The following is a 14,470-nucleotide window of genomic DNA, read 5'->3' on the forward strand; positions in this document are numbered from 1 at the left end:
AGGGCGTAGAATCCGCGCCACCTCCAGATGCGGGGGGGCGCCCACAAGATCATAGGATCCGAATGTCGCAGCAAACCACCATCCGCAAGCTTGCCGAACTGGTCAACACGCCGGTCGAAAAACTGCTGGAACAGCTGGCCGGTGCCGGCATGAAGTTCAGCGGTCCCGACCAGGTCGTGACCAGCTCCGAGAAGGTAAAGCTCCTGGGCTTCCTTCGTCGTTCGCACGGCAAGCCCGAGCAGGCCCCGGAAGAGACCGATCAGTCTGCAAAGAAGATCACGCTCAACCGCCGGAAGCAGCAGGAAGTGACGGTCAATTCCGGTCGCAGCAAGACGACCGTGAATGTCGAGGTCCGCCAGAAGCGGACCTACGTCAAGGATGGTGCGCGCGCCATGACGCCGGACGAAGAGCGCGCCGACATCCTGCGCAAGCTGGAAGAGTCGCGTGCCCGCAACCTCGCCGAACAGCAGGCCCTGGCCGAGAAGGATCGTCTGCGCGACGAAGCCATCGTCCGTGCCCGTGAGGAAGAGGTTGCGGCCAAGGAGCGCGCAGAGGCCGAGAAGAAGGCCGCCGAGGAAGCTGCGGCCGCCGCCAAGGCCGCCGAGGCGCTGGCTGCCAGCAAGCCCAAGCGTGCTCCGATCGATGAAACCGCACCGCGCCCGCCGCGTGCTCCGGCTGCCGCTGCGGCTGCGCCGCGCAGTGCACCGCCGCCGCGCAACGACGACCGCAACAACCGCAGCGCGCCGCGCAACGAGCGTGGCCCGGGCGACCGTTTCGCCGGCCAGATGCACCTGTCGGCTGCCGACCGCGCGCGTCGTGGCAACAGCAACAACAGCAACACCCGGGGTCGTCCGGGCGGGCGCAACCAGGCCGGTGGCCGTCGCGACATGTCGCGCGGTGGCAACAATGCCGGTCCGCACGCCTTCGAGCGTCCGACCGCGCCGGTGGTGCGTGAAGTGGCGATCGGCGACACGATCACCGTGGCCGACCTGGCGCAGAAGCTCGCGCTGAAGGGCGGTGAGGTGGTCAAGGCGCTGTTCAAGATGGGCGTGATGGCCACCATCACCCAGTCCATCGACCATGACACCGCCGCGCTGGTGACCGAAGAACTCGGCCACAAGGCGATCCGTGCCAACGACAACGACGCCGAAGACGCACTGCTGGCCTCGACCGGTGAAAACCAGGGCGAAGCTACCCAGCGTCCGCCGGTGGTCACCATCATGGGCCACGTCGACCACGGCAAGACCTCGCTGCTGGATTACATCCGCCGCACCAAGGTCGCCACCGGCGAAGCCGGCGGCATCACCCAGCACATCGGTGCCTACCACGTGGATACGCCGAAGGGCGTGATCAGCTTCCTGGATACCCCGGGCCATGCTGCCTTCACCTCGATGCGTGCCCGCGGTGCCAAGCTGACCGATATCGTGGTGCTGGTCGTGGCCGCCGATGACGGCGTCATGCCGCAGACCAAGGAAGCGATCCAGCACGCCCGTTCGGCGGGTGTGCCGCTGATCGTGGCGATCAACAAGATCGACAAGTCCGACGCCGACCCGATGCGGGTCAAGAACGAACTGCTGTCCGAGCAGGTCGTGGCCGAAGATTTCGGTGGCGATACCCAGATGGTGGAGATCTCGGCCAAGACCGGCCTGGGCATCGACGACCTGCTGGACGCCATCTCGATCCAGGCCGAACTGCTGGAACTGAAGGCCGTCGACGAAGGCCGCGCCTCGGGCGTGGTGATCGAATCGTCGCTGGACAAGGGCCGCGGCCCGGTCGCGACCGTGCTGGTGCAGCAGGGCCGCCTGAAGAAGGGCGACTACCTGGTGTGCGGCATCCAGTACGGCCGCGTGCGTGCGCTGTTCGACGAAACCGGCAAGCAGCCGGAGTTCGCCGGCCCGTCCATCCCGGTGCAGGTCCTGGGCCTGTCCGGCGTGCCGGAAGCCGGTGACGACTTCGTGGTCGTCGAGGACGAGCGCCTGGCCAAGGACGTTGCCCAGCAGCGTGAGACCAAGCGCCGCGAATCGCGCCTGGTCGCCACCGCTGGCAGCCGTATGGAAGACATCATGGCGACCCTGGGCAAGGGCGAGGGCCAGCAGGTTCTCAACCTGGTCATCAAGGCCGACGTGCAGGGTTCGGTGCAGGCCCTGAGCCAGGCACTGGTCGCGCTGTCCAACGAAGACATCCGCATCAACGTGATTCACTCCGGCGTGGGCGGCATCACCGAATCGGACGCCAACTCGGCGGCCGCTTCGAAGGCCACCGTCATCGGCTTCAACGTGCGTGCGGATGCTTCGGCCCGTCGCATCATCGAATCCAACGGCGTGGACCTGCGTTACTTCTCGATCATCTATGACGTGATCGATCAGGTGAAGCAGGTAGCCTCCGGTCTGCTGGGCGTGGAGATCCGCGAAGAGATCATCGGTATCGCCGAGGTCCGCGACGTGTTCCGCAGCTCCAAGCTGGGCGCCGTTGCCGGCTCGATGGTCATCGAGGGCGTGGTCAAGCGCAACAAGCCGATCCGCGTCCTGCGCGACAGCGTGGTGATCTTCGAGGGCGAGCTGGAGTCGCTGCGCCGCTTCAAGGAGAACGTCGAGGAAGTCCGCAACGGTACCGAATGCGGTATCGCGGTGAAGGCCTACAACGACGTCAAGCCGGGTGACCAGATCGAGTGCTTCGAGCGTATCGAAGTGCCGCGCACCCTGTAATGTGATGTGGCCCGACCAACGGTCGGGCCCCACCATGCACATGTAGCGCCCGACCGTTGGTCGGGCGACAATCGAATCAAAGGTAGCGCCCGACCGTTGTTTGGGCGACAACTGAACCAAGAGCTCCTCGTGCCCAAGACTTTCCATCGAACCGACCGTGTCTCCGCCCAGCTGCGCCGTGAACTCGGCACCCTGGTGCACAACGCCGTGCGCGAGCACGGGTTGCCCTCGGTGAGCGTGTCCGACGTGGAAATCACCCGCGACATGGCCCATGCCAAGGTATTCGTCACCGCGCTGATGCCGGAGCGTTCGGCCGAGGCCGTGGCCGGCCTGAAGGAGCTGGGCTACCGCCTGCGCATGGACCTGGCACGCGCGATGAAGCTGCGCCACGTGCCGGAGCTGCATTTCCACTACGACGATTCGGTCGACCGTGGTGAGCACATCGACAACATCCTGCGCGACCTGCCCGATACGCTGGCCGCGGAGAAGCGCCGCGAGAGCGACGAAGAATAACCGCGCGACGCCGGGCATGCCCGGCGTTGTTGCATTCCGGCTGTGCGATGTCTGATGCAGACCGCGCTGCGCGCTCGCCGGGCATGGCCCGGCGCTACCCGTACCTGTCATGACCCGAATTCAGTTCCGCCGCCTGGATGGCATCCTGCTGCTCGACAAGTCGACCGGCATGAGCTCCAACGCCGCCCTGCAGGTGGCCCGTCGCCTGTTCCGCGCCGAGAAGGGCGGCCACACCGGCAGCCTCGACCCGTTGGCCACCGGCCTGCTGCCGCTGTGCTTCGGCGAGGCGACCAAGATTGCCGGCCTGCTGCTCGGCTCGGCCAAAGCCTACGACGCCGAGATCGTGCTGGGACAGACCACCGATACCGATGACGCCGAAGGCCAGGTGCTGCTGCAGCGCCCGGTGCCGGCCATCAGTGCCGAGGCGCTGCAGGCCGCACTGGCGCCGCTGACCGGCAACATCCGCCAGCGTGCCCCGATCTATTCGGCGCTGAAGCAGGGCGGTGAGCCGCTGTATGTGAAGGCCCGCCGTGGCGATGTCATCGAAGCGCCGGAACGCGAGGTCCAGGTGCATGCCATCGCGGTGCTGGAGCAGCAGCCGGAACGGCTGCGCCTGCGCGTGACCTGCGGCTCGGGTACCTATATCCGCAGCCTGGCCCGCGATCTGGGCGAGGTGCTGGGCTGTGGCGCCCATATCAGCGCGCTGCGCCGGCTCTGGGTGGAGCCGTTCCGCGAACCGGCCATGGTCACCCTGGACCAGCTGCGGGCAATGGTCGAGGCCGGCGACGAGGCGGGCATGGACGCGCTGCTGCTGCCGCTGGCGGCCGGGCTGGCGGAATACCCGCGGGTCGACCTCGATGCGGACCAGACCCACCGCTTCTGCGTTGGCCAGCGCCAGCGCGACCCGTCCTGGCCGCATGGCCTGGTCGCCGTGTTTGGTCCGGACGATGCTGTCCAGGGGCTCGGGCAGGTCGATGACAGCGGGCTGCTGGCCCCGCAGCGCCGCTTCAACCTCTGAACCGGGCAGGGCGGTTCAGCACCGGACCTTGTTCCCGGCCCCCCCGACCGTTACAATTTCGCGGCCGTTTTCCGGCAGCCTGCCTCGCGCAGGTTTCATCCTCGTAGTCCACGGCGAGCCTGGCGGTGCGCGAAGCGCGTTCCTGCCGGCCACGCATCACAGAGAAAAAAGAAATGTCGATCGACACCCAGAAGGTCATTGAAGACAACAAGCGCAGCTCCGCTGACACCGGCTCCCCGGAAGTCCAGGTTGCCCTGCTGACCGCCCGCATCGAACTGCTGACCGGCCACTTCAAGACCCACAAGAAGGACCACCACAGCCGCCGCGGCCTGCTGCAGATGGTCAACCGCCGTCGCAGCCTGCTCGACTACCTGAAGAAGAAGGACGTCGAGCGTTACAAGGCCCTGATTGAAAAGCTTGGCCTGCGTCGCTAAGCAACGAATCCCCCGCGGCGCAGCGATGCGCCGCGGTTTTGTTTTGTAGCACCGCAATCCCCGATTCAGGCCGGAACGATCCGGCCACCCGCTGGCGGCAAGGGTCGCCGACGGTCCAAATTCGCAGACAGCATCCCCAAGGACACCCTCCGTGGCAAAAATCACCAAAACCTTCCAGTACGGCAAGCACACCGTCACGCTCGAGACCGGCGAAGTCGCCCGTCAGGCCAGCGGTGCCGTCATCGTCAAGATGGACGACACCGTACTGCTGGTCACCGCCGTCGCCGCCAAGAGCGCGCGCGAAGGCCAGGACTTCTTCCCGCTGACCGTCGATTATCAGGAAAAGTTCTACGCCGGCGGCCGTATCCCGGGTGGTTTCTTCAAGCGTGAAGGCCGTGCGACCGAGAAGGAAACCCTGATCTCGCGTCTGATCGACCGTCCGATCCGCCCGCTGTTCCCGGAAGACTACAAGAACGAAGTGCAGATCATCGCCACGGTCATGTCGCTGAACCCGGACGTGGACGGCGACATCCCGGCCCTGATCGGCGCCTCGGCTGCCCTGGCCCTGGCCGGCACCCCGTTCATGGGGCCGATCGGCGCTGCCAAGGTCGGTTACAAGAACGGCGAGTACATCCTGAACCCGACCGTCAGCGAACTGGCTGACTCGCAGCTGGAACTGGTCGTCGCCGGTACCTCCAACGCCGTGCTGATGGTCGAATCCGAAGCCGCGCTGCTGTCCGAAGAAGTGATGCTGGGCGCCGTGACCTTCGGTCACCGCGAAATGCAGAAGGTCATCAACGCGATCAACGAGCTGACCGTCGAAGCCGGCACCAAGCCGTCGACCTGGGAAGCCCCGGCCAAGAACGACGCGCTGATCTCCGCCCTGAAGGAAGCCATCGGCCCGCGCCTGGGCGAAGCCTTCCAGGTGCGCGACAAGCTGCAGCGCCGCGACGCCATCTCGGCGATCAAGAAGGACGTGGTCGAAACCTTGGCTGGCCGCGTGGCTGCCGAGGGCTGGAACCCGGCGGAGCTGTCGAAGGAATTCGGCGAGCTGGAATACCGCACCATGCGTGACTCGGTGCTGGACACCAAGGTCCGCATCGACGGCCGTGCGCTGGACACCGTCCGCCCGATCGCCGTGAAGACCGGCGTGCTGCCGCGTACCCACGGCTCCTCGCTGTTCACCCGCGGCGAAACCCAGGCCATCGTGACCATCACCCTGGGCACTGCCCGTGACGGCCAGGTCATCGACGCCGTTGCCGGTGAGTACAAGGAAAACTTCCTGTTCCACTACAACTTCCCCCCGTTCTCGGTGGGTGAGTGCGGCCGCATGATGGGCCCGAAGCGCCGCGAAATCGGCCACGGTCGCCTGGCCAAGCGCGGCGTGCTGGCTGTCATGCCGTCGCTGGAAGCCTTCCCGTACACCATCCGCGTCGTCTCGGAAATCACCGAGTCGAACGGTTCCTCGTCGATGGCCTCGGTCTGCGGTTCCTCGCTGGCCCTGATGGACGCCGGCGTGCCGGTGAAGGCGCCGGTTGCCGGTATCGCCATGGGCCTGGTCAAGGAAGGCGAGCGCTTCGTCGTCCTGTCCGACATCCTGGGTGACGAAGATCACCTGGGCGACATGGACTTCAAGGTGGCCGGTACCGCTGAGGGCATCTCTGCCCTGCAGATGGACATCAAGATCGAAGGCATCACCGAAGAGATCATGAAGCAGGCCCTGCAGCAGGCCAAGGCTGGCCGTCTGCACATCCTGGGCGAAATGGCCCACGGCCTGACCGCTCCGCGTGAAGAACTGTCGGACTACGCGCCGCGCCTGCTGACCATCAAGATCCACCCGGACAAGATCCGCGAAGTGATCGGCAAGGGTGGTTCGACCATCCAGGCCATCACCAAGGAAACCGGCACCCAGATCGACATCCAGGATGACGGCACCATCGTCATCGCTTCGGTCAACGCGATCGCTGCCCAGGCCGCCAAGGCCCGCATCGAGCAGATCACCTCGGACGTCGAGCCGGGCCGCATCTACGAAGGCAAGGTCGCCAAGATCATGGACTTCGGTGCGTTCGTCACCATCCTGCCGGGCAAGGACGGCCTGGTCCACGTGTCGCAGATCTCCAGCGATCGCGTCGAGAAGGTCGGCGACGTGCTGAAGGAAGGCGATGTGGTCAAGGTCAAGGTGCTGGAAGTCGACAAGCAGGGCCGTATCCGCCTGTCGATGAAGGCCGTGGAAGAAGGCGACGCCGTCAGCGCCGAGTAATCGGCGGTGGGTGTCAACCTTGGTTGACACGCTCCTGGAATCGCTGAAATGAAAAAGCGGGCTTCGGCCCGCTTTTTCTTTGCCTGCCGCCATCAGGTAGCGCCGGGCCATGCCCGGCGGGGCAGCTACGCTTTCTCGTCTTCCTCCTCCCCCAGCCACCACACCTGACCCGGCTCGGGGTCACTCAGCGGATGCTCTCGCTGTTCGATGGCCTCCAGCACGCGTCCCGGGGCCGCGGCGGTCCACGTCGCCAGCAGCTTCTCCACCGCAGCCCGGCCCTGCGCGGCAATGCCCAGATCTCGCCCGCGCGCCCAGGTACCTTCTTCGACGGCCTCTGCATCGTCTTCATGTTGATGCGGGGTGCCATAGCTGCAGCGGCGGCATAGCCGGCGCACGGTCGCGGTCCAATCCTCGACCATGCCGATGCCAGGCAGGTTCATGGCCCCCAGGGCAGCGATGTCATCGGCTGAATCGCACTGCACGAACACGGTGAAGGTCGCCATGTCCGATGGCTGCAGGCGCTGCATTGCATTGAACACCGGTACCTCGTGATCGCCGTACGTACGTCGGCCGGTCGATGCACCGTCATGCAGCACGATGTCGCCGAAGCGGAAGCCGCTTTCGGGCAGCGGCACGTTGTCGATGCGTGCACGCACCGGATCAATGCGGCTCATATACACCACTTCGGCATCGGACCACGGTGCCAAGCGCACACAGGCCACGCCGAAGTTGCCCTCGATCGGACCTTCGCCCTCGGGCAGGGTGATGCCGCAGCGGGTCCACTGGCGTCGTGCTTCGGCCCAGTCCGCCATGCCGGTGGCCGCGATCCCGGCATTCCAGGCGGTGGCGACATCGAATTCCCCGCGCAACTGCTCCGATCGCAGGTTGTCCTGCAGCGACGCCGGCCAGTCGCGCAGGTACTTGTGCGCCAGCCCGCGCATGTAGTGCAGGTAGGGCACCTCGGGAGCGATGGCGATCAGTTCGCCGAACAGCTCCACCGCCTGCGGCAGGTCGCCTTCGTGGAATGTGTCGTAGGCGCGCGCTTCCAGTATCTGGTGTTCGTCGAGGATTTCGTCGTCCAGCAGGTCGCCGTCGTCAATGTCGTTGTGGTCGGTGCTCATGTCCATGCACGGTTGGAGGTCCGCGGCTACCTTAGCCGATGCATGGGAGACCGGCGTCGGTGTGTGTCCTGCTGCAGTGCATGACGGCAATCGCATGTCTGCCCCGATGTCGTCAAGGGATGCGGCGCGCCTGTCCACTGGACGACATGCCGCGACAACCGTCCCACAGCCGCATCCGTTTGCTAACGTGGCTGCGCCTTCGAACCGGGAGATCCCATGTTCCGCCAGACCGTGGCTGTCCTTGCCGTGCTGATTGCCGGTGCCTTGCCCATTGCCGTGCATGCGGCGCACGCGCAGCCACCGATCTTCGGTGCCTACTACCCCGGTGGTTCGGCCGAGCGCTACCCGGTGTCGAGCATTCCGGCCGAGCGCCTCACCCACCTGTTCTACGCGTTCTCGACCATCAAGGACGGGCGCTGCACGATCGGTGCCGAAGCGCCGAAGAATTTCGCTGCGCTGGCCGAGCTGAAGAAGGCGCACCCGCATCTGCGCACGCTGATCTCAATCGGCGGATGGGGCGCAGGTGGATTCTCCGATGCAGCGCTGACCGAGGCCAGCCGCAAGCGGTTGGTGGATTCGTGCATGGCGCTGTTCTTCGATCGCCACGCCGGCAGCTTTGATGGGGTGGATATCGACTGGGAGTTCCCGGTCAGTGGCGGCCCCAGGGAGCTGGCGCACCGTCCGCAGGATCGCGCCAACCTGACCCGGCTCGCGCAGGCGTTCCGCGTGGCACTCGATGCGCGCGGTCGCAAGGCGGGGCAGCCGATGCTGCTGACCGCCGCGCTGGCCGCCGGTCGCCTGCAGACCGATGGCCCCTACGATCCGGCCGCCAGCTACGACCTGCCGGCGCTGGCCAAGGTGTTCGATTTCATCAACCTGATGAGCTACGACATGGGCACCGGCTTCTCGGCGGTGTCGACCTTCAACGCGCCGCTGCATGAGGTGGCGGCCGACCCACTGGCACCGGAGCTGCGGCGCTGGAACAACGTGGCCGGCGCGGTGCAGTACTACCGCGAGCACGGCGTGCCGGCCGGCAAGCTGGTGCTGGGCGTGCCGTTCTACGGGCGCGGCTTCAAGGTCACCGGCGACGCCCCGGATGGGCTGTACCAGGCCTACAGTGCACCGGCCGATGCCGGCGACTGGCGGGTGATCAAGGCGCGCTATCTCGACCAGCCGGGCTGGACGAAGCACTGGCAGCCGCAGGCACAGAGCCCGTGGCTGTACAACGCCGCGCAGAAGATCTTCATCAGCTATGAGGACCCGCGCTCGATCGGCCTGCGTGCGCAGTTCGCGCGCGAGCAAGGCCTGGCCGGCGTGTTCATGTGGGAGCTGACCGGCGACGACGAACAGGCCAGCCTGCTCAACGCCATGCTCGCCCCGTGGCAGAAGGCACGCGTCGGCGATTGAGCCACCCGCTGGCGGTGGGTCATGCCCGACGGATGCCGCAACGTCATCGGCCCAACCCCGCACATCGAAGCAATGCCCGCAGCGCTAGGCTGCGGGCATGATCCATCTCGAACGCCTGGACCATCTGGTCCTCACCGTGGCCGACATCGAACGCAGCTGTGATTTCTACCAGCGCGTGCTCGGCATGCAGGTCGTGCGCTTCGGCGCCGGCCGTACCGCGCTGCAGTTCGGCCGGCAGAAGATCAACCTGCATCCGGCCAGTGCCCCGCTGCAGCCGCATGCGCTGCAACCCACGCCGGGCAGCGCCGATCTCTGCCTGATCACACGTACCGCCATGGCCGATGTGCTGGCGCACCTGCAGGCGCAGGCCGTCGCGGTGGAGGAAGGGCCGGTGGCCCGCACCGGCGCACTGGGTCCGATCGAATCGGTGTACTTCCGCGACCCGGATGGCAACCTGATCGAAGTCAGCCGTTACCCGGACGAAGCGCACCTGCTCCGATAGCGCCGGGCCATGCCCGGCAAGGCTTCAGTTCGCCCAGACGCTGTTCGGATCGCCGTTGCGGGCGCGATGCTGGCTGGCGACTGCCAGGCGGGCGAAGCCAAAGGCCATGGCCAGCGCGATGGCATCGATCCAGAACAGCGGCCAATGGCCCTGCGCGGCGGCGCGCCACAGCCAGTCGCCACTGAGTGTGCCGTGCAGCACCGGCACCAGCGCGGTGCTGATCGCCGCAGCCCACAGCAGCTCGCGTGCGGCCTGTGCCGGGCGGCGCAATGCCGCCCACAACGCACAGGCTGCCCAGCTGCCGAAGCAGGCCCAGCGGATGCCGTGATCGACCGCCGCCGGTGCCAGCCGTTCCAGCACCAGCGCGCTGGCGAATGCCACCGAGATCGCCACGCACAGGCCGATGCACACGCCGACCGTGGCCCGCGCCATGTTCACACCGGCGCGTGGCTGCTGCGGCTGGCGTCGCTTGCGCCGCGACTCGATCCACAACAGGTTGCCGGAGTAGAACAGGAAGGCGCCGCCAAGGCCGAGCAGGAAATACAGCCAGACCACCACGCCGTTGCCGAACTCGCCGAAGTGCAGCGCATAGGCGGCGCTGAGCGTGGCGTGGTTGGCGTCACGCTGGCCCGGCAGCTGGGTCGCCAGTACATTGCCGGTGGCAACGTCCAGCGCCACGGCGCCGAGTGGGCCGAGCGTGCCAGTGGATTCACCGGTGATCTCGATGGTGGCGTTGGCGTCGCCGGCGTTGGCCAGCTTCAGGTAGGCCGGCTCGAAGCTGGTCACGCCCTGCGCGCGTGCTACTTCCAGCGCCCGCGCATGCAGCACGCGCAGGCTGCCCGGCGGCGACGGAATGCCGGTGGCTTCCCGGACCGGCGCGGTGTCCATTGCTGTTGGCACCGCCTGCAGGGCCTTGCCGTCGAAGATCAGCGGGTTGAGCAGGGCCATCTGCACGAATACCAGGCAGAGCAGGGCGCCGGTCACCGCGAACATCAGGTGGAAGGGCAGGCTCAGCACGCCGATCACGTTGTGCGCGTCCTGCCACAGCTGCTTCAGGTTGCGGCCCGGACGCAGCGCGAACAGGTCACCGAACAGCTTCGGCAGATGGATCACCAGGCCGCTCAGCAGCGCCATGCCATACAGCAGGCTGACAATGCCCATCACGTAGATGCCGGCCACCGGCAGGCCCAGGCTGTAATGCAGCTCGTTGACCAGTTCCGCCAGCCCGGTCTGCGGTGGTGTGGGGCTGCCGGCGATCTGCCCCGGCCAGGCGTAGCGCCAGCTGCCGTCATCGGCCTGCCAGTACGCCAGAGGTTGCGGATGGTCGGCGCCGGGGAAGGTCATGCCGACGTGGCGGCGGGCTTCCGGATGTGTGGCCAGCACGTCCTCCAGCAGGTACTGCGCATCGTCCAGCCCGGCCGGCAGCGCGGTGGCTGCGCCAGGCGTCTGCCACAGCGGCAGGTCGTGGTGGAACAGGGTCAACGCGCCGGCATAGAAGGCCACGAACAGGCCGAAGCCGGCGACCAGGCCGACCCAGGTGTGCAGGGTGGTAAACGTGCGCAGGGTCTGCGAACTGAATTTCATGGGGCGGGTCTCATTGCACCGCGCCGGTGAGGCGCAGCAGCCCGAGCACGGCGAAGCCGGCGGCGGCGCTGCCGGCCAGCACCAGCCAGGCGCGCAGCGCGCTGCGGAAACTGAACGCCCACAGGGCGGCCAGCATCCACAGCGGGATGAAGGCGATGAGGGTCGGCACCAGCGCCCGCTGCCAGGGGCCGGGCGGCAGCCACGCCAGCAGGCCGGTGGCGGCTGCGGCGAGGAGGAAGCCGGCGATGATGCCGGCAAGGGCGCGCGGCCACATCAGGGCGACTCCGTGCCGGGGCGGTGCCAAGCGGCCAGCGCCGGTAGCAGCATGGCGGCCAGCATCCAGGTGCACAGCATCGCCACCAGGCCTGCGGCAAAGCCGAGCTCGGCCATCCACAGCCACAGCGCGGCGGCAGCGGCGACCAGGCCGATCTGGCGGCCAAGGCGGCCGGCGCGGCGCAGGCGCGGCCAGCGGCAGTGCGGCGAGGCGGCATAGAAGGCCAGCGCCGAGAACATCGCTGCCAGCATGCCCAGGCTGCAGAAGCCGAGCGTGGAAAGGCCGACGGTGATCATCGCGGGCGGCCAGCGTGGCAGCGGGCCGGCGAACGCGGGGCACGGGCGGGGCCGGCGGGAGCCGGTCGGAGCGGGTGGCGCATCACGGGGTCCTGGGGGAAAGCGGGCAGGCTGGCACGGGGCGGCCTGCGCCGACATGGTAATCATTGCAATTTCACGCCGCCAGCGAGACCCATTCAGGGGACCGTACGGTGGGCCTTGGGCTTTCCCGTGCACTGGTTTAAGATCATCGCCGAACCCTGACTGGAACAAGGTGGCCCGCGCCCAGCGCCGGCCGAGCGTGTGACATGAGCACTACCACCGCCCACTGTTGACCTGCCCCCGAAGGCCCTGTGTTCCAGGCGCCCTCGCGGCGCTTTTTTATTGCCCGGGCGCCGCCCCGGGAACGCTTTCCAGCCCGCCCCGCGGGCCCCGCACGAAGCCACTGCGATGATCAACATTACTCTTCCCGACGGCAGCCGCCGCGAATTCGAAAACCCCGTCAGCGTCATGGACGTCGCCCAGTCGATCGGCGCCGGCCTGGCCAAGGCCACCATCGCCGGTGCCGTGGATGGCGTGCTGGTCGATGCCAGCGACGTCATCGACCACGATGCCAGCCTGCGCATCATCACTGCCAAGGACGAGGAGGGCGTGGAGATCATCCGCCACTCCTGCGCCCACCTGGTCGGCCACGCCGTCAAGCAGCTGTACCCGGACGTGAAGATGGTGATCGGCCCGGTGATCGCCGAAGGCTTCTATTACGACATCTACTCCGAGCGCCCGTTCACCCCGGACGACATGGCCGCGATCGAGAAGCGCATGGGTGAGCTGATCGCCCAGGACTACGACGTCATCAAGAAGATGACGCCGCGCGCCGAAGTGATCGAGATCTTCAAGTCCCGCGGCGAGGACTACAAGCTGCGCCTGATCGAGGACATGTCCGACGACATCCAGGCGATGGGCATGTACTACCACCAGGAATACGTGGACATGTGCCGCGGCCCGCACGTGCCGAACACGCGCTTCCTGAAGGCCTTCAAGCTGACCCGCATCTCCGGCGCCTACTGGCGCGGCGACGCGCAGAACGAGCAGCTGCAGCGCATCTACGGCACCGCCTGGGCCGACAAGAAGCAGCTTGAGGCGTACATCAAGCGCATCGAAGAAGCTGAAATGCGCGACCACCGTCGCATCGGCAAGCAGCAGGACCTGTTCCACCTGCAGGAAGAAGCGCCGGGCCTGGTGTTCTGGCACCCGAAGGGCTGGGCGCTGTGGCAGGTGGTCGAGCAGTACATGCGCAAGGTCTACCGCAACAGCGGCTATGGCGAAGTGCGCTGCCCGCAGATCCTGGACGTGAGCCTGTGGAAGAAGTCCGGCCATTGGGACAACTACCAGGACAACATGTTCTTCACCGAATCGGAGAAGCGCACGTACGCGGTCAAGCCGATGAACTGCCCGGGCCACATCCAGGTGTTCAACCAGGGCCTGCACAGCTACCGCGACCTGCCGATCCGCTACGGTGAATTCGGTTCCTGCCATCGCAACGAGCCGTCCGGCGCGCTGCACGGCATCCTGCGCGTGCGTGGTTTCACCCAGGACGACGGCCACGTGTTCTGCACGGAAAGCCAGATCGAGTCGGAAGTGACGGCCTTCCACCAGCAGGCGCTGGCGGTCTACCAGCACTTCGGCTTCGACGAGATCCAGATCAAGATCGCCCTGCGCCCGGAATCGCGCCTGGGCGACGACGCCACCTGGGACAAGGCCGAAGGCGCGCTGCGCTCGGCGCTGACCGCCTGTGGCGTGGAATGGCAGGAGCTGCCGGGCGAGGGCGCTTTCTACGGCCCGAAGATCGAGTACCACCTGAAGGACGCCATCGGCCGTACCTGGCAGCTGGGTACGATGCAGGTCGACTTCATGATGCCGGGCCGCCTGGGCGCCGAGTACGTGGACGAGAACAGCCAGAAGAAGCACCCGGTCATGCTGCACCGCGCCATCGTCGGCTCGATGGAGCGCTTCCTGGGCATCCTGATCGAGCACCATGCCGGCCAGTTCCCGGCCTGGCTGGCGCCGACCCAGGTGGTGGTGGCCAACATCACCGACGCCCAGGCCGACTACGTCTCGGGCGTGACCAAAACCCTTGCGGAGCAAGGCTTCCGCGTCAGCTCGGATTTGCGTAACGAGAAGATCGGCTATAAAATCCGCGAGCATACGTTGCAGCGCGTGCCCTACCTGCTGGTCATTGGTGACCGCGAGAAGGAAAATGGGGCTGTGGCGGTGCGTACGCGTTCTGGCGAAGACCTGGGCAGCATGAGCCTGCAGGCCTTCATCGAGCGGCTCCACGCCGAGGGCGCGTAAGCAAAGGTCCGGTCCGGGGGCACAG

At 66.7% G+C, this 14,470-nt stretch carries 12 protein-coding genes; 8 read left to right on the top strand and 4 right to left on the bottom strand.

The genetic code is table 11. The features are described 5' to 3' along the window. Nucleotides 1–62 precede the first annotated feature (62 nt). The 5 genes from infB to pnp all read left to right on the top strand — a co-directional run bounded on the left by infB (nucleotide 63) and on the right by pnp (nucleotide 6,930). Nucleotides 63–2,705 (top strand): translation initiation factor IF-2, encoded by a 2,643-nt coding sequence (infB, locus tag AC5P57_RS09045; protein WP_099551929.1) that lies wholly within the window; start codon nucleotides 63–65, stop codon nucleotides 2,703–2,705. 129 nt (nucleotides 2,706–2,834) lie between these two features. Continuing rightward, nucleotides 2,835–3,218 carry a 30S ribosome-binding factor RbfA gene (gene rbfA / locus AC5P57_RS09050; RefSeq protein ID WP_005410447.1) on the top strand — a complete coding sequence of 128 codons (384 nt, stop codon included), beginning with the start codon at nucleotides 2,835–2,837 and terminating at the stop codon, nucleotides 3,216–3,218. A 109-nt stretch (nucleotides 3,219–3,327) separates the two neighbouring features. Further along, complete coding sequence (gene truB, locus AC5P57_RS09055; RefSeq protein WP_099551928.1) at nucleotides 3,328–4,236, top strand: tRNA pseudouridine(55) synthase TruB; 909 nt, start codon at nucleotides 3,328–3,330, stop codon at nucleotides 4,234–4,236. Between the two features lie 173 nt (nucleotides 4,237–4,409). After that, nucleotides 4,410–4,670, top strand: a complete 261-nt coding sequence (gene rpsO, locus AC5P57_RS09060) for a 30S ribosomal protein S15 (RefSeq protein WP_005410445.1) — start codon at nucleotides 4,410–4,412, stop codon at nucleotides 4,668–4,670. 151 nt (nucleotides 4,671–4,821) lie between these two features. After that, nucleotides 4,822–6,930 (top strand): polyribonucleotide nucleotidyltransferase, encoded by a 2,109-nt coding sequence (gene pnp / locus AC5P57_RS09065; protein WP_032128652.1) that lies wholly within the window; start codon nucleotides 4,822–4,824, stop codon nucleotides 6,928–6,930. Nucleotides 6,931–7,055: 125 nt separating this feature from the next. Here pnp and AC5P57_RS09070 read toward each other — a convergent pair whose 3' ends face one another. Then, on the bottom strand, nucleotides 7,056–8,051 hold the full coding sequence (locus AC5P57_RS09070; protein ID WP_262234787.1) for a tetratricopeptide repeat protein: 996 nt from the start codon (nucleotides 8,049–8,051) through the stop codon (nucleotides 7,056–7,058). 216 nt (nucleotides 8,052–8,267) lie between these two features. Here AC5P57_RS09070 and AC5P57_RS09075 point away from each other — a divergent pair, with 216 nt between their 5' ends. Beyond that, nucleotides 8,268–9,458: a glycoside hydrolase family 18 protein gene (locus tag AC5P57_RS09075; RefSeq protein WP_262234788.1), complete on the top strand. Its 1,191-nt coding sequence runs from the start codon at nucleotides 8,268–8,270 to the stop codon at nucleotides 9,456–9,458. A 97-nt stretch (nucleotides 9,459–9,555) separates the two neighbouring features. Continuing rightward, entirely contained in the window at nucleotides 9,556–9,960 is a 405-nt protein-coding gene (locus AC5P57_RS09080) for a VOC family protein (protein WP_262234789.1), read from the top strand. Between the two features lie 24 nt (nucleotides 9,961–9,984). On the opposite strand, the gene AC5P57_RS09085 is transcribed toward AC5P57_RS09080, so the two are convergent. From AC5P57_RS09085 to AC5P57_RS09095, 3 genes are read right to left on the bottom strand one after another with little or no spacing between them, the layout of a single operon-like run. After that, nucleotides 9,985–11,544: a PepSY-associated TM helix domain-containing protein gene (locus AC5P57_RS09085; protein ID WP_099551924.1), complete on the bottom strand. Its 1,560-nt coding sequence runs from the start codon at nucleotides 11,542–11,544 to the stop codon at nucleotides 9,985–9,987. 10 nt (nucleotides 11,545–11,554) lie between these two features. Continuing rightward, nucleotides 11,555–11,818 (bottom strand): hypothetical protein, encoded by a 264-nt coding sequence (locus AC5P57_RS09090; RefSeq protein ID WP_099551923.1) that lies wholly within the window; start codon nucleotides 11,816–11,818, stop codon nucleotides 11,555–11,557. Continuing rightward, nucleotides 11,818–12,114 carry a hypothetical protein gene (locus AC5P57_RS09095; RefSeq protein ID WP_005410439.1) on the bottom strand — a complete coding sequence of 99 codons (297 nt, stop codon included), beginning with the start codon at nucleotides 12,112–12,114 and terminating at the stop codon, nucleotides 11,818–11,820. Before AC5P57_RS09095 ends, AC5P57_RS09090 begins: the two co-directional genes overlap by 1 nt. A gap of 429 nt (nucleotides 12,115–12,543) precedes the next feature. Between AC5P57_RS09095 and thrS the strand changes: the two genes are divergently transcribed. Then, nucleotides 12,544–14,445: a threonine--tRNA ligase gene (gene thrS / locus AC5P57_RS09100; RefSeq protein ID WP_142806442.1), complete on the top strand. Its 1,902-nt coding sequence runs from the start codon at nucleotides 12,544–12,546 to the stop codon at nucleotides 14,443–14,445. The last annotated feature ends 25 nt before the right edge of the window (nucleotides 14,446–14,470 follow it).

The sequence above is a fragment of the Stenotrophomonas sp. YJH_SMC_79 genome (assembly GCF_059367995.1).

Bases quoted from the DNA above. Each gene is read 5' to 3' on its own strand.
- thrS (WP_142806442.1), top strand. From the start codon at position 12,544: ATGATCAACATTACTCTTCCCGACGGCAGCCGCCGCGAATTCGAAAAC.
- AC5P57_RS09080 (WP_262234789.1), top strand. From the start codon at position 9,556: ATGATCCATCTCGAACGCCTGGACCATCTGGTCCTCACCGTGGCCGAC.
- rpsO (WP_005410445.1), top strand. From the start codon at position 4,410: ATGTCGATCGACACCCAGAAGGTCATTGAAGACAACAAGCGCAGCTCC.
- infB (WP_099551929.1), top strand. From the start codon at position 63: ATGTCGCAGCAAACCACCATCCGCAAGCTTGCCGAACTGGTCAACACG.
- AC5P57_RS09075 (WP_262234788.1), top strand. From the start codon at position 8,268: ATGTTCCGCCAGACCGTGGCTGTCCTTGCCGTGCTGATTGCCGGTGCC.
- AC5P57_RS09085 (WP_099551924.1), bottom strand. From the start codon at position 11,544: ATGAAATTCAGTTCGCAGACCCTGCGCACGTTTACCACCCTGCACACC.
- AC5P57_RS09070 (WP_262234787.1), bottom strand. From the start codon at position 8,051: ATGAGCACCGACCACAACGACATTGACGACGGCGACCTGCTGGACGAC.
- truB (WP_099551928.1), top strand. From the start codon at position 3,328: ATGACCCGAATTCAGTTCCGCCGCCTGGATGGCATCCTGCTGCTCGAC.
- AC5P57_RS09090 (WP_099551923.1), bottom strand. From the start codon at position 11,818: ATGTGGCCGCGCGCCCTTGCCGGCATCATCGCCGGCTTCCTCCTCGCC.
- AC5P57_RS09095 (WP_005410439.1), bottom strand. From the start codon at position 12,114: ATGATCACCGTCGGCCTTTCCACGCTCGGCTTCTGCAGCCTGGGCATG.